A 23,641-nucleotide genomic window follows, 5' to 3' on the forward strand; every position below is an offset into this window, starting at 1 on the left:
TTTGACTACCTTTGCAAAAGAAAATACCTACGTATATACTGCAAAGAATAGAAACACATCAGAAATATGGGAATAATACACTTGTCTATTGAACTTACACTCGATCTGATAGCTTTAATCATAGGTATCATTCTTATCATACGCGCCAAAGACAATTATCCGAAATTATATTGGGGAATCATAGCTACCGGTATCGGTATCATGTTTTCATGGGAAAATATCGGATGGCTGACAATTGTCACAGACACCCCGGAATACAACTTCACAGAGTTACTCAACATCGAGAAAATGCTCAAGTGGTATGCATTAGCCAATATCGTAGCCTTATTCCCTATTGCTTCTTTATCGCCAGGGTATCTGAACCATTTCAGAGTATTCACTTTCCTATTATTACCTATCATTACAATAACTGTAGGAATCAGTTATTTAGGTTTTAATGGGAATATTACTCCGATTAATTCCATAGGTGAAATCATTCCGAACATCGATCAGATGGACATAAAACTTAGAATATTTATATTCCTTCTATCTGTTTTTACCCCGCTCGCTCTTCTCATTTACCCTATGATGAATAACAAAACCTACCGCAGAATGAATAAAAACATGTATCTATTCATCGGTTTTCTATTCGTATTCTTAGGCATATATATCTTGTTCACTCTAAATATCAATGAATTTGTTTTCAACCTGTTCGGTATTATGGCAATCGTTTTTACGGTCCTATTCTCCATACAATACTTACGCTACGAAAACCCGTTTTCGGACCATATAGACATGGTTCATAATGCAGAGAATACGAAAGAACCGATAATGTCACAAATTGAAAAAAGATCCCAGCCTCTCCCACTTTTCTCAACAATTGAAACCTATCTTCAGGAACAACATCCCTATACCGATCAACGGTATAACATCGAACTTTTAGCCAAATCTTTGAATGAACAGGAACATACCATCTCAGCAGCAATCAAGAGTCAGGGTTTTACGGGCTTCCGGGAATACATCAATTATCTTCGGCTGGAATATTTCAGACAGTTAGCCGCCGAAAATCCAAAGAGTAACGTGAAAGAACTGATGTTCGCATGTGGTTTTACTTCCCGCGCCACTTTCTACCGGAACTTTTCAGAGAAGTATGGTGTATCACCCAGTAAATTCATTGATAATCAAAGAGTAGAACAATAAGACCTCCTTTTAAGAAGCACTATTCTTAATAGTAAAAAGTGTCTCATTCTTGAAATGAGACACTTTTTATTTTTGCAGATAAAACCAATCCGTTACTTTTGAAGCAAAATAAAACTACGACGTTAGCATCATCAATAAACTAATTATATACATAAGATAAACAGAATATGAATATTGATAATTGCAATCACATCAACGCTGAAAAAGATCAAGAAAAAAACATCTTCTTATATACTACAATAACCGGAAACTTACAACTAATCCATTTAGAACAGATTGGTTATTTCCGATATAACTCCAAAAGCAAACTATGGGAAGCTGTATTAAATAACAATCATATCTTAGCACTAAAAAGAAATACAAACTCACAAAAGATATTGAGTCTGCACCCCTATCTTATCCAGATTAACCAGTCATACATTATCAATATAGGCTATCTGACCTCGATTGAAGACAACAATTGCATATTGCTGCCTCCATTTAACGAGATGGAACTTTTACAAGTAAGCAAGTCTTTTATGAAGAAGCTAAAAGAAAAATATCCATGCATCTGATCGTATATAGACCTCTATGCAACTCCAAGCAGTTCCACTTCGAATATCAATGTCGAGTAAGCAGGAATAGAATCAAAAGATTTAATACCATATCCCATTGCATAAGGTATATAGATAATCCATTTATCTCCAACGTGCATTTTCTGAAGTGCTACCTGCCATCCTTCTATTACATCACTAAGACGTAAGGCATCGGGACAAGTACGTTCATAAGAATTATCAAACACCCGGCCATCAATCAGACTTCCTTTGTAATGCACGGTAACAATACTCCGCGCACCCGGAGAAATCGTACCTTCACCAGTTTCCAAAACTTTGTAATAAATTCCACACGGCAATGCGAAAACACCTTCCTGAAATGACAGCTTTTTCAGAAATCGTCGATTAGCCTCTTTATATTCTTTCTTTTTCCCCATAAATAAATTGATTAAGAACTTGCAAAAATAATCAGAATAACAAAGGATTTAGCATAAAAACTGTATATTTGTTTGTTGAACTATAAAAAAACTCATCGCTATGGGACTAACAAAGACTACACGTAGCATTAGTGCTACCGGACTACTCCTACTTATCATGATGACTGTGGGCCTATATTCATGCACACGTACTCAAAAAGACATCATTCCTTCTGCCGATTATGCACCGTATGTAAATGCGTATACGGGAGGAGTTATTTCACAGAATTCAACCATACGCATAGAGTTGACCCATGACCAACCCATGGTGGATCTGAACAGTGAGTTAAAAAACAATCCGTTCAGCTTTTCCCCTTCATTAAAAGGAAAAGCATACTGGGTAAGCAACAACACCATTGAGTTTGTGCCGGAAGAAGGAACATTGAAACCGGGAACGCTCTACGAAGGAACTTTCCAACTGGGAGACTTCATTGAAGTGGACAAAAAACTAAAAGAGTTCAACTTCTCATTCCGTGTACAAGAACGTAACTTCACTTTGCAGTTGGAGTCGTTACCAATTACAGCTACCCAACCGGATGAAATAAATATTAAAGGAGAAATACGCTTCAGCGATGTAGTGAAAAAAGAGGAAGTGGAAAAGATGCTGACTGCCAGCGATGGCAAGAAGAGTTATCCGGTAGAAGTCACCGCGACAGACAACCTTACCCGGTATCAGTTCAACATCAGACAAATACCCAGAGAAGCTGATGATTACCCATTGACCATTACAGCCAATGGTAACCCAGCCGGCATTGACCGCAAACAAAGCGAAGAAGTGCTGATACCGGCTAAAGATTGCTTCCGTTTTATGTCTGCCGAACGCATTGAACAACCGGAAAACGGAATTGAGATTGTTTTCTCCGCTCCTTTATCCACTACCCAGGATTTAAAAGGACTGATTGAGATTCCGGAAGTCTCTTCATCTATCTTCCAAATCAGCGAGAACAGAGTCTTCATCTATTTCGAAGCAAACACACAGAACAAACTGACGTTGAATATCCATGAAGGAGTCAAAGACAGTCAAGGTAAAGCGCTGGGCACTTCTCATACGATCTCGTTCAGTGAAGTAAGTCTGAAACCACAGGTAGAAATGTCTACCTCCGCCGCTATCCTGCCCGATTCGAAAAGTCTGATTATTCCTTTCAGAGCAGTCAATCTATATGCTGTGGATTTGAGCGTAATCCGCATCTTCGAGAATAATGTATTGATGTTTATGCAAACCAATTCACTCGCTTCGGCCAATGAACTACGCCGCTCGGGAAGACTGGTTTACAAGAAAACATTGTGGCTTGCCAAAGATGCTTCCAAAGACATTCATCATTGGGGGGATTACTCAATAGATCTTGCCGGGTTGATTCATCAGGAGCCGGGTGCCATATACCGTGTCATACTTTCATTCCGTCAGGAATACTCCGCTTATCCTTGTGGAGGAAACGAGAATCAGGATATGAAATTCGCTGACAGTAACACATCCGATGGGTTGACCAAAGTAAGCGGAAGTGTCTTGTCTGAAGAAGATGAAGCCATCTGGAATACGCCCGAAGCTTACTATTATTACAACGGAGGAACAATGGACTGGAGCGTGTACCGATGGACGGAACGCGACAATCCATGCCATCCATCTTATTATATGAATTCAGACCGAATTGCTGCATGTAATGTGTTTGCTTCCAATCTGGGGATGATTGTAAAACGGAATTCACTGAACAAACTATGGATTGCCGTAAGCAATATTTTGGACACCAAACCGATAGGGAAAGCACAAGTAACAGCATATAACTTCCAGTTACAGCCCATAGGAAAGGGAGAAACCAATGGAGACGGGTTCGTTGAAATCACTCCGAAGGGCGTACCTTTCATTATCGTGGCAGAATCGGAAAAGCAAAAGGCGTATGTGCGTGTCGTAGACGGTGAAGAACAGTCCGTCAGCAGATTCGATGTAGGAGGAAAAGATATTCAAAAGGGATTGAAAGGATTCATATATGGCGAAAGAGGAGTATGGCGACCGGGAGACACATTGCACATCTCCTTTATATTGGAGGACCGCGAAAAGAGAATCCCCGACAAGCATCCCGTAGCACTGGAAATATACAATCCGAGAGGACAGTTCTACACCAAAATGATTTCAACGCAAGGAATGAACGGATTTTATACATTCGACGTTCCGACACAGGCTACAGATCCAACCGGGCTCTGGAATGCATATATTAAAGTAGGAGGAACCACCTTCCACAAAGGTCTGCGTATCGAAACCATAAAACCCAACCGCTTGAAAATAAACCTGGCATTGCCGAAGATTCTTCAAGCTACGGACAAGGATGTCTACGCTCCACTCACTTCAACCTGGTTGACAGGAGCCACTGCCTCCAAATTGAAAGCTAAAATAGAAATGTCTTTATCTAAAGTGAATACACAGTTTAAGAAGTACGGACAATATATCTTCAATAATCCGGCTACGGATTTCACGACTATCAAAACAGATGTATTTGACGGTACACTGGATGCAGAAGGAAAAGCCAGCGTCACACTGAAAGTTCCGACTGCAACCGAAGCACCGGGTATGTTGAATGCAACTTTCACCACCCGTGTATTCGAACCGGGAGGAGATGCCAGCATCTACACCCAAACAATCCCGTTCTCGCCATTTACATCTTACGTCGGTATCAACTTGAACCAACCGAAAGGCAAATATATTGAAACGGACAAAGATCACGTATTCGATATTGTGACTGTAAACACGCAGGGACAGTTAGTGAACCGTACTAATCTGGAATACAAAATATATCGCATCGGCTGGAGCTGGTGGTGGGAGAACAGCGGTGAATCTTTTGGCACTTACATCAACAACAGTTCCATCACACCTGTTGCCAGCGGCAACTTACAGACAAGAGGCGGAAAAGCATCCTTCAAATTCCGCGTCGATTATCCATCATGGGGACGCTACCTGGTTTACGTAAAAGACAAAGAGAGCGGACATGCCACCGGAGGAACCGTTTATATAGACTGGCCGGAATGGCGCGGACGTTCGAGCAAAACAGATCCCAGCGGCATCAAGATGCTTGCTTTCTCTCTGAACAAAGATTCATACGAAATTGGAGAAACAGCCACAGCCATTATTCCTGCGGCAGCGGGAGGACGTGCACTGGTATCCATTGAAAACGGTTCGACAGTTTTGCGTCAGGAATGGATAGAAGTCTCCAACGGAGGAGATACGAAATATACATTCAAGATTACGCCGGAGATGACTCCGAACGTATATTTGCATATCAGTCTGTTACAGCCTCACGCACAAACAGTCAATGACCTGCCTATCCGTATGTACGGCGTTGTTCCGGTATTTGTCACTAACAGTCAGACAGTATTGCAACCACAGATACAGATGCCGAAAGTGTTACGCCCGGAAACCAACTTCAACGTGACCGTCAGCGAAAAGAGCGGTAAACCGATGACTTATACATTGGCGATTGTAGACGACGGTTTATTGGATCTTACCAACTTCAAGACCCCGGACCCATGGAATGATTTCTATTCACGCGAAGCGCTTGGCATCCGGACATGGGATATGTATGATAATGTATTGGGAGCTTCTTCCGGAAGCTACAGTTCGCTTTTCAGCACAGGTGGAGACGCCACACTGAAACCTGCCGATGCTAAAGCAAACCGTTTTAAACCAGTAGTCAAGTTTATAGGTCCTTTCTATTTGGGAAAAGGAAAGAGCCAGACGCATACATTGAAACTTCCGATGTACGTAGGTTCGGTACGTGCCATGGTGGTTGCCGGACAGGACGGAGCTTATGGTAATGCGGAAAAGACTGCCTTCGTACGGACTCCATTGATGATGTTGTCTACTTTGCCCCGTGTGCTTAGTATTCAGGAAGAAATTACCGTTCCGGTCAATATCTTTGCGATGGAGAATCAAGTGAAGAATGTAACCGTATCACTTCAGGCATCCGGTGGAGGAGTACAGATTGTAGGAGCTAACCAACAATCGCTCAAATTTACCCAACCGGGAGACCAGCTTGTCTTCTTTACCTTAAAAACAGGCAGCAAAACCGGAAAGGCTACGATCCACCTGACAGCAAATGGCGGCGGACAACAAACCAAAGAAACCATTGAAATAGACGTACGCAATCCGAATCCGGTAGTAACCCTGCGCAACAGTCAATGGATAGAAGCCGGACAAAGCAAAGAATTGTCATACAACCTAAGCAGTTCTTCCACAAATAATCAGATCAAGCTGGAAGTATCCCGCATACCTTCGGTAGATATCAGCCGTCGGTTCGACTTCTTATACAATTATCAGCACCATTGCACGGAGCAGTTGACTTCCAAGGCTCTGCCTCTTCTGTTTGTCGCTCAATTCAAGACGATAGATAAGACGGAAGCCGAAAAGATAAAGACGAATGTACAGGAAGCTATCCGGCAGATTTATGGTCGTCAGCTCCCCAACGGCGGATTTGTATATTGGCCGGGGAATGCTGTTGCCGACGAATGGATCAGTTCTTATGCTGGAATGTTCCTGACGCTGGCACAGGAAAAAGGATATGCCGTTCATGCGAACGTACTGAACAAGTGGAAGCGTTTCCAACGTGCTGCCGCACAAAACTGGCGTATGCCACAGGAGGCAAGCGGTTGGCAGCAATGGCAGTCGGAATTGCAACAAGCCTTCCGTTTATATACCCTTGCATTGGCAGGAGTACCGGAATATGGAGCTATGAACCGAATGAAAGAACAGACCGGATTATCTATTCAGGCCAAATGGAGACTGGCAGCCGCATACGCACTGACCGGAAAGATGAAACCGGCTGAAGAACTTGTGTATAATGTAGAAACAACGGTGAACCCCTACTCTTCCATGAATCAGATTTACGGTTCTTCCGATCGTGACGAAGCAATGATTTTGGAAACACTCATCCTGATGAACCGGGAACGGGATGCTTTACAACAAGCGAAAGTCGTTTCTAAGAATCTGTCACAAGAGGATTGGTTCAGTACACAATCTACCGCTTTTGCTCTGATGGCAATGGGACGTCTGGCAGAAAAGCTGTCAGGCACACTGGATTTTGTGTGGTCATGGAACGATAAACAGCAGCCTGCTGTAAAATCAGCCAAAGCTGTGTTTGAAAAAGAGATCGCTACCACTCCAAAATCCGGCACTGTTTCTGTGAAGAATCAAGGAAAGGGAGCGCTTAGCGTAGACCTTATCACACGTACGCAGTTATTAAACGATACGTTACCGGCTATCAGCGATAACCTCCGCATGGATATAAGATATGCTAACCTGAACGGTACACCGCTCTCTGTCAATGACATCATACAGGGAACTGACTTTATGGCTATCACCTCAATATCCAATATCAGCGGTACTTCCGATTACACTAATCTGGCACTGACGCATATCATACCGTCCGGTTGGGAAATATACAATGAAAGAATGGTTGCTCCCGAAACGGAAAACGCAGCAGCCGACGGCTCCGGTCAATCAGTCAGCAAGTACAGCTATCAGGATATACGTGATGACAGGGTGTTGACCTATTTCAATCTGCGCCGCGGTGAGACAAAGGTATTCACTGTCAGGTTACAAGCGACCTATGCCGGTAACTTTATTCTCCCTGCCGTTCAATGTGAAGCGATGTATGATGTAAACGTACAGGCACGAAGCAAAGCAGGAAGAACAACTGTCAGTCGATAATATTTGGCACGGATTACACGGATTTCACGGTTCTACTCGTTCACTTAAACCGCGTAATCCGTGTAATCCGTGCCTAATTATTTCGTACCTTATTATTTCTTACTTAATTATTTGTCACAAAGATATGTCTCTTAGCTTTTAATATTTAAATGAATCCTATAAAATTCTTCAAACGATTATCTGTCACTAAGAAAGTAATGACTATAAGCATTACTCTTTTGATAATAGGATACATCTTTAGCCTTCCCCGGCAACTGTTTCATGTACCCTACTCTACCGTTGTGACTGATCGAAATGAAGAATTATTGGGAGCACGCATCGCCTCGGACGGTCAATGGCGGTTTCCTCCCCGAAAGACAACACCCGAAAAAATCAAGCAATGCCTCATTACCTTTGAAGACAAACACTTTTATCACCACTGGGGAGTTAATCCGTTAGCTACCGGAAGGGCACTCTATCAAAATTTAAAGAACAAACGTGTCATAAGCGGAGGAAGTACCCTTACCATGCAAACCATTCGTCTCGCCCGGAACAAACCTAGAACTCTCGGAGAGAAAGTCGTTGAAATGATATGGGCTACCCGTCTGGAATTTCGGGCTTCTAAAGAGGAAATCTTATCCATGTATGTCTCTCATGCACCATTCGGAGGAAATGTTGTAGGATTGGATGCTGCTGCCTGGCGTTACTTCGGTCATTCTGCCGAAGATTTATCATGGGCGGAATCGGCTGTGCTGGCTGTCCTGCCCAATGCCCCCGCCATGATTCATCTATCCAAAGGACGAAAGACACTGCTTTCCAAACGCAACCGTTTATTAAAGCAACTTTTTGAAGAAGAGATTATCGATGCGTCTACCTACGAATTAGCTGTCAGCGAACCGTTACCCGACGAGCCGCATCCGCTTCCTCAAATAGCTCCCCACCTAGTCAGTCGTTTCTATCAGGAAAGAAACGGGCTATATACCCGTTCAACTATTGACAGAGGGATACAAACCCACATAGAGAGTTTGGCAGAACGGTGGAGCAACGAGTTTAATCGAAGTGATATCCGCAACCTGGCAATTCTGGTTATCGACATTCCCACCAATCAAGTAGTAGCATACTGCGGAAATGTACATTTCGACCGTAAACAAGGAGGAAACCAGGTAGATGTGATCCAAGCTCCCAGAAGCACAGGCAGTATTTTAAAGCCCTTTCTCTACAATGCCATGCTGCAGGAAGGAAGTTTATTGCCGAAAATGCTGTTACCGGATGTACCGGTTAATATCAACGGATTTACTCCTCAAAACTTCAGTATGCAGTTTGAAGGAGCTGTCCCCGCTTCCGAAGCCCTTGCACGTTCATTGAATATTCCGGCTGTAACCATGTTACAAAGATATGGAGTACCCAAGTTTCACCATTTGTTGCAACAGATGGGATTCAAGACCATCAATAGGGCAGCCTCTCATTATGGTTTGTCACTGATTTTAGGAGGTGCAGAAGCAACATTATGGGATGTAACGAATGCCTATGCGCAAATGGGACGAAGCCTTTCCAGCAACAGCCCCTCCCCGAACGTATCTCAAGGAAAGGAAGCACAGATACTACTGGAAACAGAAAATACAGAGCAAATAAACAATGATACGAAGCAAACAAGCCGTAATCATAAAAGCAATCATAACAAGCAGGAAAAACGAGAACAAAGTAACTTCAGTCCTCTCTCCGTAGAAGAGGATTCAGAAGAAACCACTTCGGCTAAAGCAGGAGCAGCCTGGCTCACCCTCTCCGCCTTAACAGAAGTCAACCGCCCCGAAGAGATTGACTGGAAATCAATTCCATCCATGCAGACTATCGCATGGAAAACCGGAACCAGCTACGGATTCCGTGATGCGTGGGCAGTGGGGGTGACTCCGCGCTATGCAGTAGGCGTATGGGTAGGCAATGCAACCGGAGAAGGAAAGCCCGGATTGGTTGGTGCACAAACAGCCGGTCCTATATTATTCGATATATTCAGTTACCTCCCTTCTTCACCGTGGTTCGAACGTCCCACAGGCGTTTTCGTTGATGCAGAAATATGCCGCCAGTCCGGTCATCTGAAAGGACGTTTCTGTGAAGAAACTGATACCGTATTGATTCTTCCTGCCGGATTACGGACAGAGGCTTGTCCTTACCATCATCTCGTCACTCTATCTGCTGACGAAAGCCACCGCATCTATGAAAACTGTGCAAATACCGAACCTACCATTCAGAAATCATGGTTTGCCCTGCCACCCGTATGGGAATGGTACTATAAGCAGCACCATCCGGAATACAAACCACTGCCACCTTTCAAAGCCGGCTGTGGAGAAGATTCTTTCCAATCCATGCAGTTCATCTACCCTCCGATGAACGCCCATATCAAGTTGCCCAAACAATTGGACGGCAGTAAAGGGTTTCTCACGGTCGAACTGGCACACAGCAACCCCAATGCGACTATCTTCTGGCATCTTGACGACACTTATCAGACACAGACGCAGGATTTCCACAAAACTTCCCTGCAACCCGCTCCCGGCAAACATTCCCTGACGGCAGTAGACGGAGAAGGCAACACAGTTTCCACTACTTTCTTCATCGAATAAACATCTTATTTTATTATCTTTGCCGCATGAAACAGTCATTAAAAGAAAACGGAGGACTACCGGCATCCATCCTCTGGACACTTGCTATTGTGGCAGGTGTCTCGGTAGCCAACATCTATTATATCCAACCTCTATTAAATATGATACGCCATGAACTTGGCATATCAGAGTTCAGAACTAACCTGATTGCCATGGTCACACAAATAGGCTATGCGGCAGGACTGTTGTTCATCACCCCCTTAGGCGACTTATATCAACGAAAGAAAATCATCCTTGTCAATTTCACCGTCCTAATCTTCTCCCTCTTGACGATTGCCCTGACACGCAGTTTCCATCTGATACTCATCGCTTCATTCCTCACGGGAGTCTGTTCCATGATTCCACAAATATTCATTCCCATAGCCGCCCAGTTTTCCCGTCCGGAACACAAAGGCAGAAACGTAGGAATTGTCTTATCAGGACTATTGACCGGTATTCTGGCTTCACGTGTCGTCAGCGGATTTATCGGTGAACTGATTGGCTGGCGGGAAATGTATCACATCGCTGCAGGCATGATGTTTATCTGCGCGATTGTTGTATTAAAAGTCCTTCCCGATATTCAAACCAACTTCCAGGGAAAATATAGCGACCTGATGAAATCTCTGTTAGCCTTAGTGAAAGAATATCCGCAACTACGCATTTATTCGATTCGGGCAGCACTGAATTTCGGTTCCCTCCTTGCCATGTGGTCCTGTCTGGCTTTTAAAATGGGACAAGCTCCGTTCTTCGCCAACAGCGACGTAATCGGTATGCTGGGACTTTGCGGCGTGGCCGGGGCACTGACTGCTTCTTTTGTAGGAAAATACGTAAAACGGGTAGGCGTACGCCGCTTCAACTTTATCGGCTGCGGTTTGATTCTCTTTGCCTGGTTGTTGTTCTTCGTCGGTGAAAACACCTTTGTCGGGATCATTGCTGGGATCATCATCATTGACATAGGAATGCAATGTATTCAGCTAAGTAACCAGACAAGTATCTTCGAACTGAATCCGCGTGCTTCGAACCGTATTAATACAGTGTTCATGACTACTTACTTTATCGGTGGTTCTATGGGAACATTTCTGGCAGGCAGCTTTTGGCAACTGTATGGCTGGCACGGAGTTATCAGTACCGGAGTTGTTTTAACCGGGATTTCTTTATTAATTACGATTTTCTACAAGAAATGAGTCAACAAAACGAACGGTCAAACCGTTTATTACAATAAAACGCCAATGAAATACGGAGTTAACAGACAAATCTTACTTATCACAGCCGGTGCCGTCTGGATTATAGCCGGTGCCAATATTCTGCGAATAGGAATTGTGACCTGGTTAAACACTTCCCAAGATTGGATGTTCAAAATAGGAGAAGCCACCGTGGTTTTCTTATTATTCTTCGTATTGGTTTTCAGAAGGCTCTACTATAAACATACCCAGCGAATCGAGCAAAAGAAAGAACGCCGGAATTGTCCGTTCTCCTTTTTCGATGTGAAAAGCTGGATTACAATGATATTCATGATTTCCCTGGGAATCACCATCCGTAGCTTCCACCTCCTGCCCGAAACGTTCATTTCTGTTTTCTATACCGGATTATCCATCGCCCTCATCCTGACAGGGGTGCTTTTCATCCGTTACTGGTGGATCAGGCGCAAGACTTTTGCCAGTTGAGCCGTCTCCTACATATTCCAATCAAATATAAACATCTAATAATTTTTATTACCTGATGTTTTGAAGCAAAAGATTTCATTCTTTTTTGTTGTATCTTTGCGCGGCTATCAACAAGCAGTAGCCGGAAAATAAATAAAAGGTTATAAGAATCAAGATGAAGAAAGCCCCCTCTCCCCTCATATCGTTGATACCGATTGTTGTACTGGTGTTATTATTGTTTGCCACTATCCGTACCTTTGGCAGTGATGCCCTAAGCGGCGGAAGTCAAGTGTCATTGCTTACCACTACAGCCATTTGTATCCTGATCGGTATGGTGTTTTATAAGATTCCCTGGAAAGATTACGAGCTCGCCATCACCAACAATATTGCCGGAGTGGCAACAGCCATCATCATTCTGTTGATAATCGGTGCGTTAAGTGGCATTTGGATGATTAGCGGAGTAGTACCGACTTTAATCTATTACGGGATGCAAATTATCCATCCCAGTTTCTTCCTGGCATCGACCTGCATCATCTGCGCGTTGATTTCTGTAATGACCGGAAGTTCGTGGACCACTATTGCCACTATCGGTATTGCATTGATGGGTATCGGAAAGGCGCAAGGCTTTGAAGATGGATGGATTGCCGGAGCTATCATTTCGGGGGCATACTTCGGGGATAAAATATCTCCTTTATCCGAAACCACTATCCTGGCGTCTTCCATCACAGACACTCCCCTGTTCCGTCACATTCGTTATATGATGATTACTACGGTACCGTCTCTTATCATCACGCTGATTATTTTCACAGTGGCAGGACTTTCCCATGATGCCAGCAATACACAACATATTGCGGAGGTGGCAACCGCTTTGAACGAAAAGTTTCATATCACTCCGTGGTTGTTAATAGTCCCTGTTGTAACCGGAATACTGATAGCACGGAAAGTACCCTCTATCGTTACGCTGTTCCTATCCACTCTGCTGGCTGGTGTCTTTGCTTTGATATTTCAGCCGGAGTTGTTGCAAGAGATTTCCGGAGTTGCCGTTTCCGGATTCGATTCTTTGTTCAAAGGACTGATGATGACCGTCTATGGAGCGACAAATTTACATACAGACAATGCCGTTCTGACAGATTTAATCGCTACACGTGGGATGGCGGGAATGATGAATACGATTTGGCTGATTCTGTGTGCCATGTGTTTTGGCGGGGCAATGACAGCAAGCGGTATGCTGGGAAGTATCACTTCCATCTTCGTCCGCTTCATGAAGAAAACAGTCAGCGTGGTTGGAGCGACAGTCTGCTCCGGCCTGTTTCTTAATCTGACAACTGCCGACCAATACATCAGTATCATTCTGACGGGAAATATGTTTCGTGATATTTATGCCAAGAAAGGGTATGAAAGTTGCTTACTAAGCCGTACGACGGAAGATGCAGTAACCGTTACATCCGTATTGATTCCATGGAATAGTTGCGGAATGACACAAGCTACTATCTTGAGTGTACCCACACTTGTGTATCTACCTTATTGTTTTTTCAACATTATCAGCCCCTTAATGAGTATCACTGTGGCAGCCATCGGATATAAAATTGCAAGACGTTCGTGAACAATCTGGCATACACTTTGTTTTTGCAATAAACGAACAACGTATTAAACCTAAACAAAAAAAAGTTATGAAAAAGTTTATTGCATTAGTAGCATTAGTATTAGTAAGTGCAAGCACAATGATGTATGCACAAGAAAGTAACGCAGCAGCACGCCGCGCAGAAAGAAAAGCTCAAAGAGATGCAGAAAGAGCAAAACTCCGTGCCGAAGAAGAGGTGCAAGACATGGCGGCCTATCAACAAGCTGTACAGGCTTTGAAGAACAAGCAATTTGTATTGGAAGCTAATCAAGTTGTCTTCCGCAACGGTATGAGTGCTTTTGTTACTTCAAACACCAACTTCGTCTTGATGAACGGCAACAGAGCTACCGTACAGACTGCTTTCAACACTCCTTACCCAGGTCCTAACGGAATCGGTGGTGTTACAGTAGATGGTAATTCTTCGGATATGAAGATGAATATCGACAAAAAAGGAAATGTGAACTGCTCATTCAGCGTTCAGGGTATCGGCATCTCCGCTCAAGTATTTATCAATATGAGCAGCGGAAACAATACTGCTTCGGTTAGCATCAGCCCGAACTTCAGCAACAATAACCTGACATTGAACGGAAATATCGTTCCGCTTGACCAGTCAAATATCTTCAAAGGACGTTCCTGGTAATCCGGATACAAGAATCTTATCATAACTCCGCTACAAATCACGCAAAATGCGTACATTTGTAGCGGAGTTTTTTTATTCATCGTTGCTTATGAGAGAATTTATCATCGCAGACAATCAGGATATCAGTAAGGCAGGAATGATGTTCCTGCTAAGTAAACAAAAGGAAGTGTCCCTCCTTTTAGAAGCTGATAACAAGGCTGAACTGATTCAGCAGCTACGATTGCATCCGCAAGCGGTGATTGTATTGGATTATACACTGTTCAATTTTGCCGGGGCGGATGAATTGATTGTCTTGCAGGAAAGATTCAAGGAAGCCGACTGGATTCTATTCTCTGACGAACTTAGCCTGAACTTTCTCCGCCAGGTACTGTTCAGCAGTATGGCTTTCGGGGTAGTGATGAAAGATAATTCAAAAGAAGAAATCATGACTGCCATTCAATGTGCCACCCGCAAACAACGGTATATTTGCAATCATGTCAGCAATCTGTTGCTTTCGGGCGCTTCTTCTCCGCTGGCTGCCTCAAGCGTAGACGATCATCTGCTGACACAAACGGAGAAGAATATCCTAAAAGAAATTGCATTGGGGAAAACGACGAAAGAGATTGCAGCAGAGAAAAATCTTAGTTTCCATACGATAAACAGTCATCGTAAGAATATCTTTCGCAAATTGGGAGTAAATAATGTACATGAAGCTACTAAATATGCGATGAGGGCTGGGATTGTGGATTTAGCGGAATACTACATCTGAGATGCCGCCTTATAAGAATTACCCTACACATCCTATTAGTACAAACTAGTGAACAGTGCCTTTCTCTATTCTATTTCAATCCATTCTGTTTCAGAAGTTGTTCTATTTCCTTTTCTGATATAGACGCTCTATCTGCTTTATCATAAATATAAAGAAGATTCAAAACTGCATCTTGTTGAGAAACGACTAAAGTAAATGTTATAACCCTTGCTCCTCCACTTTTACCTTTTCCTTTTGAAGTTATTTTCATACGAACTTTGCGCAGTCCATGTCCCAAGTCCGTTCCTAGCAGAGGATTCTGTTCTAAATCATCAATCAATGAAACAAAATCCTCCTTAAAAGAGGAATAGTGTTTCGCCAACCTTTTAGCCTCCCGCTGAAATGTCGGCTTAACTATAATTTCATAATTCATTAATGAACTCTCTTGCAGTCTTTACCTCCAACTTACCTTCCATTGAAAGTTTTACCTCTTTCAGTCCGGCGTCAATCCCTGCTAGAACTTCTTCTTTCGTGATTTCTTCCTCTTCTTTTTCAGCTTCCATTTTTTTCAGTCGTTTCAAATAGTTCTTCACTCGATTGAGCATCTCTTTGTCATTCAAACTCAGGAGTTCCTCCACCAAGTCCATTTTCAGACTTTTCAATTCCATCGTTGTCATAAGCAATCCTCCTTTATTTATATTCTACGAAACAAAAGTAGTGAAAAATCTCCTGATAATCCAATCTTCACCAATCAAAATAAACTATTTAACAGATGATTTCACCGCTCCCCACACAAACTTTTGCTTCTTCATCATAAATCACCCCAAACTGTCCCGGAGCAATGCCTTGCAACTTTTCGGACGACAAGATGTGAAACTGCTTCTCCCCTTCCTGTATCAGTTTTCCTTTTGTAAATTCGGGAGTGTGGCGAATCTTGAAAGTAATGTCTATCTCCTTCTCCTGACCTTTCCAAGGATTATCAGTAATGAAATGGAAATCATGCATCCGGAGTTCATTACCGTATTGTGTCTCTACACCGTAGCCACGAGATACGTAGATAGTATTTTCCTCAATATCCTTCTTGACTACAAACCAGGGACCTCCACTCAATCCGAGCCCTTTCCGCTGACCAATTGTGTGGAACCAATAGCCGCGATGTGTACCCACTTTCTTTCCGGTTTCCAGTTCAACAATCGCCCCTTCCTTTTCTCCTAAAAAACGACGAACGAAATCATTGTAGTTTATCTTTCCAAGAAAACAAATCCCCTGACTGTCTTTCCTTTTGGCACTAGGCAATCCGGCACGGTTTGCAATCTCACGTACCTCCTGCTTCATCAACCCTCCAATGGGAAACATGAGTTTGGAAACTTGCAGGTAATCAATCTGGGCGAGAAAGTCTGTCTGATCTTTCACGGGATCTTTTGCTGTGCCCAGCCAAGTTTTACCATCACATTGCAAGGTGGTGGCATAGTGACCGGTTGCCGTAAAGTCGAAATCTTTCCCGACACGCTGTTCAAAGCAGCCGAATTTGATAAGCTTATTACACATCACGTCCGGATTCGGTGTCAATCCCTGCCGAATTTTATCAATGGCATACGCCGCCACATTCTCCCAATACTCCTGATGCAGGTCCACCACTTCCAAAGACAGACCGTATTTACGTGCCGTTGCAGTAGATAATTCAATATCCTCCTCTGCCGAACAGTCCATATATTCCGCTCCGTCCATACCTATCTTAATGTAAAAAAGAGTAGGCTTATATCCTTGCTCACAAAGGAGATGTACGACAACCGAACTGTCGACACCTCCTGACAATAATGCAGCTATCTCCATGAATAAAAATCCGTCTATTAATAACTTTCTATATTTTAGCTAATACCTATCGAAAACTTTGATGTCACAAAGATAAGGCAAGATTCTCTAACACCCAATCACACATTGAAGGCATTTTTATACCATAAATGTGGTAGATAAGCAAAGTATTTCCTACATTTGCACAGTAAAAAGCTTTTTATGATGACGAAATTAAGAAAGATAATCCTCATACCTGCCCTGATTCTCGTATCTATCAGTGGTTTCTTCTCCTGTGGTGTCGACCGCTGGCCGGAGTATGCCCATCAAACTGCACTGGATACATGGATGTACGACATCATGCAACAGAACTATCTGTGGTATCAAGATCTACCTTCCTACGATGATGTGAATCTGTTTCTGGAGCCTGCCTCGTTCTTGTCTAAAGTGAAATCGAAAAGCGACAGTTACTCGTTTGTGGATTCTGTGATGGAAACCCCGCTGCCTACTTATGGATTTGATTATTCACTGGTTCGAAGTGTGGATATCGATACAGCATATAACGCATTAATTACTTACGTCATTCCCGGTTCACCGGCAGAAGCAGCCGGACTGGAACGTGGAAACTGGATTATGAAAGTCGATACTTCTTACATCAGCAAGAAATATGAGACTCAATTACTACAGGGAACCAAAGCTCGGGATTTGGTGATGGGAGTATGGAAAGAAGTTCCTGTTGAGCCGGAAGAAGGGGAAGAAGTAGGAGAAGAAGAATTTGTATATAAGGTAGTACCTAATGACATAACATTAAAACTACCTGCTGCACGATCCGTTGAGGATAATCCGGTACATAAGACCAAAATACTTACGGTAAAAGAAAACAATAGAGATATCAAAGTAGGGTATCTCATGTACAATAGCTTCACTGCCGGAACCAATAGTGATCCGGACAAGTATAATAACGAACTGCGACAAATCTCACAAGAGTTCAAGACAGCAGGCGTGAAATATGTTATACTTGACCTACGTTACAACGCCGGTGGTTCATTGGATTGCGTTCAGTTATTAGGTACAATTCTGACTTCAGAAGTACGATTAAATAAGCCGATGGCCTATCTGGAATATAATAATAAAAACAGGGACAAGGATGCTACCATCAACTTTGATAGTGAGATATTAAAGAGCGGTGTTAATTTAGACCTGCCCGCCCTATTTGCTATCACAAGCAGTACAACAGCCGGAGCACCGGAAATGTTAATCAGGAGCCTATTCCTGAAAGACAGCTATCCTGTTGTAACCATCGGTGGTGTCACCAAAGGACAAAATGTAGCAACAGAACAATTCATTAATGAAGAATTTCTGTGGTCAATCAATCCGGTAGTCTGCACTGTTTATGATTCCAACCACGATGCCGGAGGAGCTCTCTCCCCTGCAACAGATCTTAAAATCAGTGAAACGACTATTGGTGGAGTTACTAATTACAGTGAGTTTCTGCCATTTGGTGATCCTAACGAAAGAATGTTAAAAGTAGCCATCGGTGTTATTGACGGAAGTTATCCACCAAAGGACGAAGAAACCGAAGAGACGACAAAAGCGCAATTCAAGATAGAGAAAAGCGTAATAAGTCCGGCAAGTAGACGTTTTAGTAGTAACGGATTACGATTAAAATAAGAAAGGATGAAAAAAATAGCTATTTTATTGCTGGCAATACTGACATTCAGTTGTTCGGATGATGACGAAAAGGGCACAGTAGAGGATAAAGGGCAATGGGCTATGATTTTCAATGAAACCGTCAAGAGCGATTCAAATCCTGTAGATAGAACAGAGAAGTTTATGTTCGATGGCGAGCGCCTGATTCAACATATTATAAAACAACGTTATTTCGAAGAAGAAATCAGTAACGAAGTAAACTTGAGCTACTCTGATAATCAGGTAACAGTTACCACTGACTATCTCACTTTAGTATATACATTAAATAGCGAAGGCTATGCCAGTCAATGTGTATACAGTTTGTCTTCACAAAATCGTATTTATCAATTTTCTTACTCTGCAGAAGGATACTTAACCGGAATTGTCGAGAATATTGACGATACAGAATATTCATCAACATCACTTACATACGAGAACGGAGATATAACCTCTATCAGTTCCAAGATGAACGGCCTTGAAAACAAGTTCATTTATGAACCGGGAGAAGAAAGTTCGACATATCATTTGCCCTGCCTCGGTTTATTGGAAATACACCCTCTGACATTCCATATTGAAGCTCTTTACGCAGGGTTATTGGGTAAGGATCCGCGCCATTTCACCATGCACAGTTGTCCTGCAGGAAGTAACGACGAAAAGACAGTCTATTCGTATGGGTTTGATAAAAAAGGAAATCCATCCAGGATGATTTGTCAGACGACCTATGCCGGAGGACAGGCCAGCTATTATCCATACACACGCAACATTTCGATTTCTTTCGAATAATCTTTCATTCCGAACATCGAATTCTCTTTTAAAGTAGTATAATCACTCTATTTCTGTCAAGAGCAGAATTATAGATTCTTAACCTATAAAGATACTTTTCATGCCTCAACTTTGTTTATTCCGAAACAAAGGCTCTGATTTTACCTAACAAAGGCTCTAACTTCTCCTAATGCAGCGTTTAATGAGTCGTAACGCACCGTCTAATTTTTATAAAGCTACGGTATAAAACACGTTAATCTCTAGTTTCATCCCTTTTATAAACCGGGATAAAGCTCACGACTCCCAAGGATACAACAAAAAAGGAGAAAGCTTCCGCTCCCTCCTTCTATCGTAGTTTAACCTCAATCTATTTTATGATTCTGTACCAAAGATACAACATTGAAAAGCCAAAGTCAAGTATTCCCGGTTTTATTTCTTGAAAAACTTATCAAAGAACAGAATCTGATAATCAATGGAATTATTCCAATACTGTCCATTATGCGCTCCCGGGCGGGTAATAAAATCATGATCGATCTTTCTTTCCAACAGGCGGTTATGCAAATCCTTGTTCACATTCAGGAAGAAATCATCTTCTCCACAATCGACAATGATAGCCAAATCGCCATTCTCTATCTTATCAATCTGATTGATAACGGTATGATTATCCCATACCTCCTTATTCGATTCATATTCTCCCAACTGTTTAGCCATGTCCCAGTTTTTCGGGAACGGGCGAATATCCATCCCTCCGCTTGTACTTCCACTGGCACCAAACGTATCTTTATGACGGATTGCATTCCACATCGCTCCGTGTCCACCCATACTCAATCCGGTGATGGCGCGTCCCTTACGGTCGGCAATCGTCTTGTAATGTTCGTCGATATACTTCACCAGTTCCGACGAAATAAAAGTTTCATAGCGGAAAGACGGATTGACCGGACTATCCCAGTACCAACTGGTCTTTCCGTCCGGACAAACGAATATGATTCCTTTTTCGTCCGCAATTTGGGGAAGATTCGGTTTAATGCCAATCCATGTTTTAGCATTTCCACCGTAACCGTGCAGTAAATAAATGGTGGGACAAGCCACCGATTTCTTTCCTGATGCAACATCCGGCGTAACAACGACCACTTGCACTTCCTTATTCATGGAAGGACTTTTAATTAACAAGGTATCTACTTTGGCAGCAAAAGAGGGAGCTACCCAAATTAAAAGAAGAGCAATTAATAGATTTTTTTTCTTTTCCATTGTGTGTTATAAATAGTTAGATATAATTATTCCTCTGGCTCTGCAGCAGGATTAAATTTAGCAACCGGCATTTCAAAGTTTTTATGACACTGTTTACAGGTATAGTTCCAGTGGTTGTCTCCCGGGGGAATGACCATTAATGCAGAAATGATAGCAGCCCCCATAGCACGCCAACGCTTTTCTTTTCTCAAAACCAACTGGATGTCCGATGAACCGCAGTACGGACAAAGCGTTAACTCTTCCGGCCAACTATCGTTATCCTTCAACACTTGGACAGCATTCTCGTAGTCTTCATCTGCCACCAATATATCCACCCCTGCTATACTACTTACGCAACTTTTATACAAAGTAGAGAAATTCTCATTGTGCAGAATAGACTCGATGCCTTCATTCTCCAATGCTCCCTGAAGGATATGTGCCTTCATCGCATCATTACAAGTGATCAATTTTACAGTCTTCATAAGGAATCTGTTTTAATATGTCCCACAAAAATAAGATATAAAAATGAAATGTGAAACAAAACCCGACTAACTTTATCAGCAGGTAAAACGAACCAAATCAGAAGTGATTCTATTTTTATTCACGGAAGATATCATTATTTAATACTTTTTTCGTACTTTCGCAGCGACAATTGGCAATCACATGAAAAAACTATTGACACTGCTACTATTTTCCAACATCCTGTTTTCCCTGTTACAGGCACAACCTGTACATCAAATAAAGGGAACGGTGATTGAGAAAAACAGCCGTCAGCCATTAGAATTCATTAACGTAATGGTTCTTGGGCTGAACAAAGGTGGTGTCACCAATGCGGAAGGTCATTTCACCATCGAACAAGTGCCTCCCGGCATCTACCGCCTACAAGCGACAGCCATCGGCTACAAGAGTGTCACTACTCCCGAATATATCTTATCTACCAAAGATCTGAACATTTCGATAGAAATGGAAGAGAACCTGACCGAACTCGCAGGAGTAACCGTCACCGCTTCTCCTTTCCGGCGCGACTTGGAAAGTCCGGTCAGCCTGCGCATCATCGGATTGCAGGAAATAGAAAAGAGTCCGGGAGCCAACCGGGACATTTCGCGTATTGTTCAGTCTTATCCGGGAGTTGCCTTCTCTCCTATCGGCTACCGCAATGACTTGATTGTACGCGGTGGTTCTCCTTCTGAAAACCGTTTCTATCTGGACGGAGTGGAAATACCTAATATCAATCACTTCAGCACACAAGGAGCCTCCGGCGGTCCGGTGGGGATTCTCAATGCCGACCTGATCCGTGAAGTAAATTTCTATACAGGTGCTTTTCCCACTGATAGAGGGAACGCACTTAGCTCCGTGCTTGATTTCAAATTGCGCGACGGAGATATGGAGCATAACTCACTAAAAGCTACCCTCGGAGCATCCGAAGTCTCTCTGACCTCTAACGGACATATTGGAAAGAAAACCTCCTATCTGGTATCCGTGCGTCAATCTTATCTGCAATTCCTGTTTGATATGCTCGACCTGCCTTTCCTGCCGACTTTCACCGATGCGCAATTCAAGTTGAAAACCCGGTTCAACGAACAGAACGAACTGACGGTATTGGGGCTTGGAGGAATCGACAATATGCGATTGAACACGAAAGCAGATAGCGAGGACAATGAATATATCCTTAGTTACCTGCCAAAAATCAAGCAGGAAACGTTTACCTTAGGTGCTGTATATCGTCACTATGCAGGCCCGCATGTGCAATCGGTGGTAGTCAGTCACAGTTACCTGAACAACCGCAATACCAAATACCGGCAGAATGATGAAAGCATTCCGGAGAATCTGATGCTCCGCCTCCGTTCTACCGAACAGGAAACGAAGTTCCGCTTCGAAAACAATTCTTCTTTCCGCAACTGGAAAGTCAATCTCGGAGTGAATCTGGATTATAGTCAATATACCAATACCACCTTTCAAAAGGCATATACCAATCAGGCACAAACGTTTGATTACCATACCTATTTGGGAATGATGCGTTGGGGACTTTTCGGCACTATCAGCTACTCTTCGATGGACGAACGTTTCACAGCTTCCTTGGGATTGAGAGCTGATGCCAACAATTATTCGTCGGCCATGAAGTCACTCTCCGACCAGCTTTCTCCCCGCATATCGCTTTCCTACCAACTTGCCGAGCACTGGTTCGTTAGCGGAAATGCAGGACTTTATTATCAGTTGCCTCCTTACACGGCACTCGGTTTTAAAGATAATAACGGAACGTATGTCAACAAATACAATCTGCGTTATATGAAAGTCAGCCAGGAAAGTCTGGGCATTAGTTGGCGCAAAGGAGATACGTTCGAAGTCTCCGTCGAAGGATTCTATAAAGACTATGACAAAATTCCGCTCTCCGTTGTAGACGGGATTCCTCTTACCTGCAAAGGAAATGATTATGGAGTGATTGGCAATGAATTGCTGACTTCTACCGCTCAAGGACGTTCGTATGGCGCGGAGATTCTGGTAAAGTGGCTGATCGCCAAGAAACTGAATCTGGCTTCTTCCTTCACCATCTTTAAAAGTGAATACCGCAACGACAAAGAGAGCGAATACATCGCATCCGCATGGGACAACCGATATATTTTCAATTTACGGGGAACTTACAATCTGCCCTACCAATGGAGTGTCGGCATGAAAGTCAGTTGCATCGGTGGTGCTCCTTATACCCCATACGATGAAGAAAAGTCATCTTTGGTATCCGCCTGGGATGCACAAGGCAAAGCATATTACGACTATTCAAAATATAATAAGGAACGTCTTCCGGCCTTTGCACAGGTAGACCTCCGTATCGACAAGACATTTTATCTGAAACATTGCATGCTGGGATTCTATCTTGATTTGCAGAATATCACGGCAAGCAAACTGAAACAGCAGGATGTGCTGATGAGCACCGGCATCATCGAGAATCCGGAAGCTCCTGCCGACAGCCAACACTATAAAATGAAACGCCTCAAACAATCGAGCGGGACTTTGCTCCCCACATTAGGAATAACATTTGAGTATTAATTTATGC

At 43.0% G+C, this 23,641-nt stretch carries 18 protein-coding genes; 12 read left to right on the forward strand and 6 right to left on the reverse strand.

Annotated elements, in window-relative coordinates:
* The first annotated feature begins 66 nt into the window (after positions 1 to 66).
* Together KFO40_RS07265 and KFO40_RS07270 are read left to right on the forward strand one after the other, a co-directional pair.
* Complete coding sequence (locus KFO40_RS07265; protein WP_061448520.1) at positions 67 to 1,179, forward strand: AraC family transcriptional regulator; 1,113 nt, start codon at positions 67 to 69, stop codon at positions 1,177 to 1,179.
* A 167-nt stretch (positions 1,180 to 1,346) separates the two neighbouring features.
* The gene (locus KFO40_RS07270; protein WP_061448519.1) at positions 1,347 to 1,733 is read left to right on the forward strand and encodes a LytTR family transcriptional regulator DNA-binding domain-containing protein; all 387 of its coding nucleotides are present in this window, start codon (positions 1,347 to 1,349) and stop codon (positions 1,731 to 1,733) included.
* Between the two features lie 14 nt (positions 1,734 to 1,747).
* On the opposite strand, the gene KFO40_RS07275 is transcribed toward KFO40_RS07270, so the two are convergent.
* Entirely contained in the window at positions 1,748 to 2,149 is a 402-nt protein-coding gene (locus KFO40_RS07275) for an FKBP-type peptidyl-prolyl cis-trans isomerase (protein ID WP_008021699.1), read from the reverse strand.
* Positions 2,150 to 2,249: 100 nt separating this feature from the next.
* Here KFO40_RS07275 and KFO40_RS07280 point away from each other — a divergent pair, with 100 nt between their 5' ends.
* The 7 genes from KFO40_RS07280 (at position 2,250) to KFO40_RS07310 (ending at position 15,144) form a co-directional block, all read left to right on the forward strand.
* Positions 2,250 to 7,880, forward strand: coding sequence for an alpha-2-macroglobulin family protein (locus KFO40_RS07280; RefSeq protein WP_211146220.1), 5,631 nt, complete (start codon positions 2,250 to 2,252; stop codon positions 7,878 to 7,880).
* Between the two features lie 149 nt (positions 7,881 to 8,029).
* Entirely contained in the window at positions 8,030 to 10,474 is a 2,445-nt protein-coding gene (gene pbpC / locus KFO40_RS07285; RefSeq protein ID WP_165861882.1) for a penicillin-binding protein 1C, read from the forward strand.
* Positions 10,475 to 10,500: 26 nt separating this feature from the next.
* Positions 10,501 to 11,676 (forward strand): MFS transporter, encoded by a 1,176-nt coding sequence (locus KFO40_RS07290; protein ID WP_120067399.1) that lies wholly within the window; start codon positions 10,501 to 10,503, stop codon positions 11,674 to 11,676.
* A gap of 45 nt (positions 11,677 to 11,721) precedes the next feature.
* The gene (locus KFO40_RS07295) at positions 11,722 to 12,156 is read left to right on the forward strand and encodes a hypothetical protein (RefSeq protein ID WP_008018526.1); all 435 of its coding nucleotides are present in this window, start codon (positions 11,722 to 11,724) and stop codon (positions 12,154 to 12,156) included.
* Positions 12,157 to 12,310: 154 nt separating this feature from the next.
* The gene (gene nhaC / locus KFO40_RS07300; RefSeq protein ID WP_120067400.1) at positions 12,311 to 13,738 is read left to right on the forward strand and encodes a Na+/H+ antiporter NhaC; all 1,428 of its coding nucleotides are present in this window, start codon (positions 12,311 to 12,313) and stop codon (positions 13,736 to 13,738) included.
* Positions 13,739 to 13,805: 67 nt separating this feature from the next.
* Positions 13,806 to 14,396 carry a DUF4251 domain-containing protein gene (locus KFO40_RS07305; RefSeq protein WP_004305931.1) on the forward strand — a complete coding sequence of 197 codons (591 nt, stop codon included), beginning with the start codon at positions 13,806 to 13,808 and terminating at the stop codon, positions 14,394 to 14,396.
* 88 nt (positions 14,397 to 14,484) lie between these two features.
* Positions 14,485 to 15,144, forward strand: a complete 660-nt coding sequence (locus tag KFO40_RS07310; protein WP_008770885.1) for a LuxR C-terminal-related transcriptional regulator — start codon at positions 14,485 to 14,487, stop codon at positions 15,142 to 15,144.
* A 70-nt stretch (positions 15,145 to 15,214) separates the two neighbouring features.
* Here the strand turns inward: KFO40_RS07310 and KFO40_RS07315 are convergent, their stop codons facing one another.
* From KFO40_RS07315 to mnmA, 3 genes are all read right to left on the reverse strand, one after another.
* Positions 15,215 to 15,556 (reverse strand): type II toxin-antitoxin system RelE/ParE family toxin, encoded by a 342-nt coding sequence (locus KFO40_RS07315; RefSeq protein ID WP_008643242.1) that lies wholly within the window; start codon positions 15,554 to 15,556, stop codon positions 15,215 to 15,217.
* Positions 15,546 to 15,800 (reverse strand): hypothetical protein, encoded by a 255-nt coding sequence (locus KFO40_RS07320; RefSeq protein ID WP_004316007.1) that lies wholly within the window; start codon positions 15,798 to 15,800, stop codon positions 15,546 to 15,548. Before KFO40_RS07320 ends, KFO40_RS07315 begins: the two co-directional genes overlap by 11 nt.
* An 88-nt stretch (positions 15,801 to 15,888) precedes the next feature.
* Positions 15,889 to 16,956: a tRNA 2-thiouridine(34) synthase MnmA gene (gene mnmA, locus KFO40_RS07325; RefSeq protein ID WP_118407628.1), complete on the reverse strand. Its 1,068-nt coding sequence runs from the start codon at positions 16,954 to 16,956 to the stop codon at positions 15,889 to 15,891.
* A 180-nt stretch (positions 16,957 to 17,136) separates the two neighbouring features.
* Between mnmA and KFO40_RS07330 the strand changes: the two genes are divergently transcribed.
* Together KFO40_RS07330 and KFO40_RS07335 are read left to right on the forward strand one after the other, a co-directional pair.
* Positions 17,137 to 18,585: a S41 family peptidase gene (locus KFO40_RS07330; protein ID WP_211146221.1), complete on the forward strand. Its 1,449-nt coding sequence runs from the start codon at positions 17,137 to 17,139 to the stop codon at positions 18,583 to 18,585.
* Positions 18,586 to 18,591: 6 nt separating this feature from the next.
* The gene (locus tag KFO40_RS07335) at positions 18,592 to 19,386 is read left to right on the forward strand and encodes a DUF4595 domain-containing protein (protein WP_004316011.1); all 795 of its coding nucleotides are present in this window, start codon (positions 18,592 to 18,594) and stop codon (positions 19,384 to 19,386) included.
* A 408-nt stretch (positions 19,387 to 19,794) separates the two neighbouring features.
* Here the strand turns inward: KFO40_RS07335 and KFO40_RS07340 are convergent, their stop codons facing one another.
* Both KFO40_RS07340 and KFO40_RS07345 read right to left on the reverse strand, forming a co-directional pair.
* Positions 19,795 to 20,613, reverse strand: a complete 819-nt coding sequence (locus tag KFO40_RS07340; protein ID WP_120143443.1) for an alpha/beta hydrolase — start codon at positions 20,611 to 20,613, stop codon at positions 19,795 to 19,797.
* 26 nt (positions 20,614 to 20,639) lie between these two features.
* Positions 20,640 to 21,074 carry a DUF2007 domain-containing protein gene (locus KFO40_RS07345; protein ID WP_004316013.1) on the reverse strand — a complete coding sequence of 145 codons (435 nt, stop codon included), beginning with the start codon at positions 21,072 to 21,074 and terminating at the stop codon, positions 20,640 to 20,642.
* A gap of 181 nt (positions 21,075 to 21,255) precedes the next feature.
* On the opposite strand from KFO40_RS07345, the gene KFO40_RS07350 reads away from it, so the two are divergent.
* Positions 21,256 to 23,634 (forward strand): TonB-dependent receptor, encoded by a 2,379-nt coding sequence (locus tag KFO40_RS07350; RefSeq protein WP_117684428.1) that lies wholly within the window; start codon positions 21,256 to 21,258, stop codon positions 23,632 to 23,634.
* Positions 23,635 to 23,641: the final 7 nt, after the last annotated feature.

The sequence above is a fragment of the Bacteroides sp. 1001302B_160321_D4 genome, from assembly GCF_015667765.1.
GTDB classification, from domain to species: domain Bacteria; phylum Bacteroidota; class Bacteroidia; order Bacteroidales; family Bacteroidaceae; genus Bacteroides; species Bacteroides xylanisolvens.

What these genes read in the sequence shown, in the direction of transcription:
- pbpC (WP_165861882.1), top strand. Translation starts at nt 8,030, where the DNA reads ATGAATCCTATAAAATTCTTCAAACGATTATCTGTCACTAAGAAAGTA.
- KFO40_RS07270 (WP_061448519.1), top strand. Translation starts at nt 1,347, where the DNA reads ATGAATATTGATAATTGCAATCACATCAACGCTGAAAAAGATCAAGAA.
- KFO40_RS07320 (WP_004316007.1), bottom strand. Translation starts at nt 15,800, where the DNA reads ATGACAACGATGGAATTGAAAAGTCTGAAAATGGACTTGGTGGAGGAA.
- KFO40_RS07265 (WP_061448520.1), top strand. Translation starts at nt 67, where the DNA reads ATGGGAATAATACACTTGTCTATTGAACTTACACTCGATCTGATAGCT.
- nhaC (WP_120067400.1), top strand. Translation starts at nt 12,311, where the DNA reads ATGAAGAAAGCCCCCTCTCCCCTCATATCGTTGATACCGATTGTTGTA.
- KFO40_RS07340 (WP_120143443.1), bottom strand. Translation starts at nt 20,613, where the DNA reads ATGGAAAAGAAAAAAAATCTATTAATTGCTCTTCTTTTAATTTGGGTA.
- KFO40_RS07280 (WP_211146220.1), top strand. Translation starts at nt 2,250, where the DNA reads ATGGGACTAACAAAGACTACACGTAGCATTAGTGCTACCGGACTACTC.
- KFO40_RS07335 (WP_004316011.1), top strand. Translation starts at nt 18,592, where the DNA reads ATGAAAAAAATAGCTATTTTATTGCTGGCAATACTGACATTCAGTTGT.
- KFO40_RS07305 (WP_004305931.1), top strand. Translation starts at nt 13,806, where the DNA reads ATGAAAAAGTTTATTGCATTAGTAGCATTAGTATTAGTAAGTGCAAGC.
- KFO40_RS07330 (WP_211146221.1), top strand. Translation starts at nt 17,137, where the DNA reads ATGATGACGAAATTAAGAAAGATAATCCTCATACCTGCCCTGATTCTC.
- KFO40_RS07350 (WP_117684428.1), top strand. Translation starts at nt 21,256, where the DNA reads ATGAAAAAACTATTGACACTGCTACTATTTTCCAACATCCTGTTTTCC.
- KFO40_RS07295 (WP_008018526.1), top strand. Translation starts at nt 11,722, where the DNA reads ATGAAATACGGAGTTAACAGACAAATCTTACTTATCACAGCCGGTGCC.
- mnmA (WP_118407628.1), bottom strand. Translation starts at nt 16,956, where the DNA reads ATGGAGATAGCTGCATTATTGTCAGGAGGTGTCGACAGTTCGGTTGTC.
- KFO40_RS07310 (WP_008770885.1), top strand. Translation starts at nt 14,485, where the DNA reads ATGAGAGAATTTATCATCGCAGACAATCAGGATATCAGTAAGGCAGGA.
- KFO40_RS07275 (WP_008021699.1), bottom strand. Translation starts at nt 2,149, where the DNA reads ATGGGGAAAAAGAAAGAATATAAAGAGGCTAATCGACGATTTCTGAAA.
- KFO40_RS07345 (WP_004316013.1), bottom strand. Translation starts at nt 21,074, where the DNA reads ATGAAGACTGTAAAATTGATCACTTGTAATGATGCGATGAAGGCACAT.
- KFO40_RS07315 (WP_008643242.1), bottom strand. Translation starts at nt 15,556, where the DNA reads ATGAATTATGAAATTATAGTTAAGCCGACATTTCAGCGGGAGGCTAAA.
- KFO40_RS07290 (WP_120067399.1), top strand. Translation starts at nt 10,501, where the DNA reads ATGAAACAGTCATTAAAAGAAAACGGAGGACTACCGGCATCCATCCTC.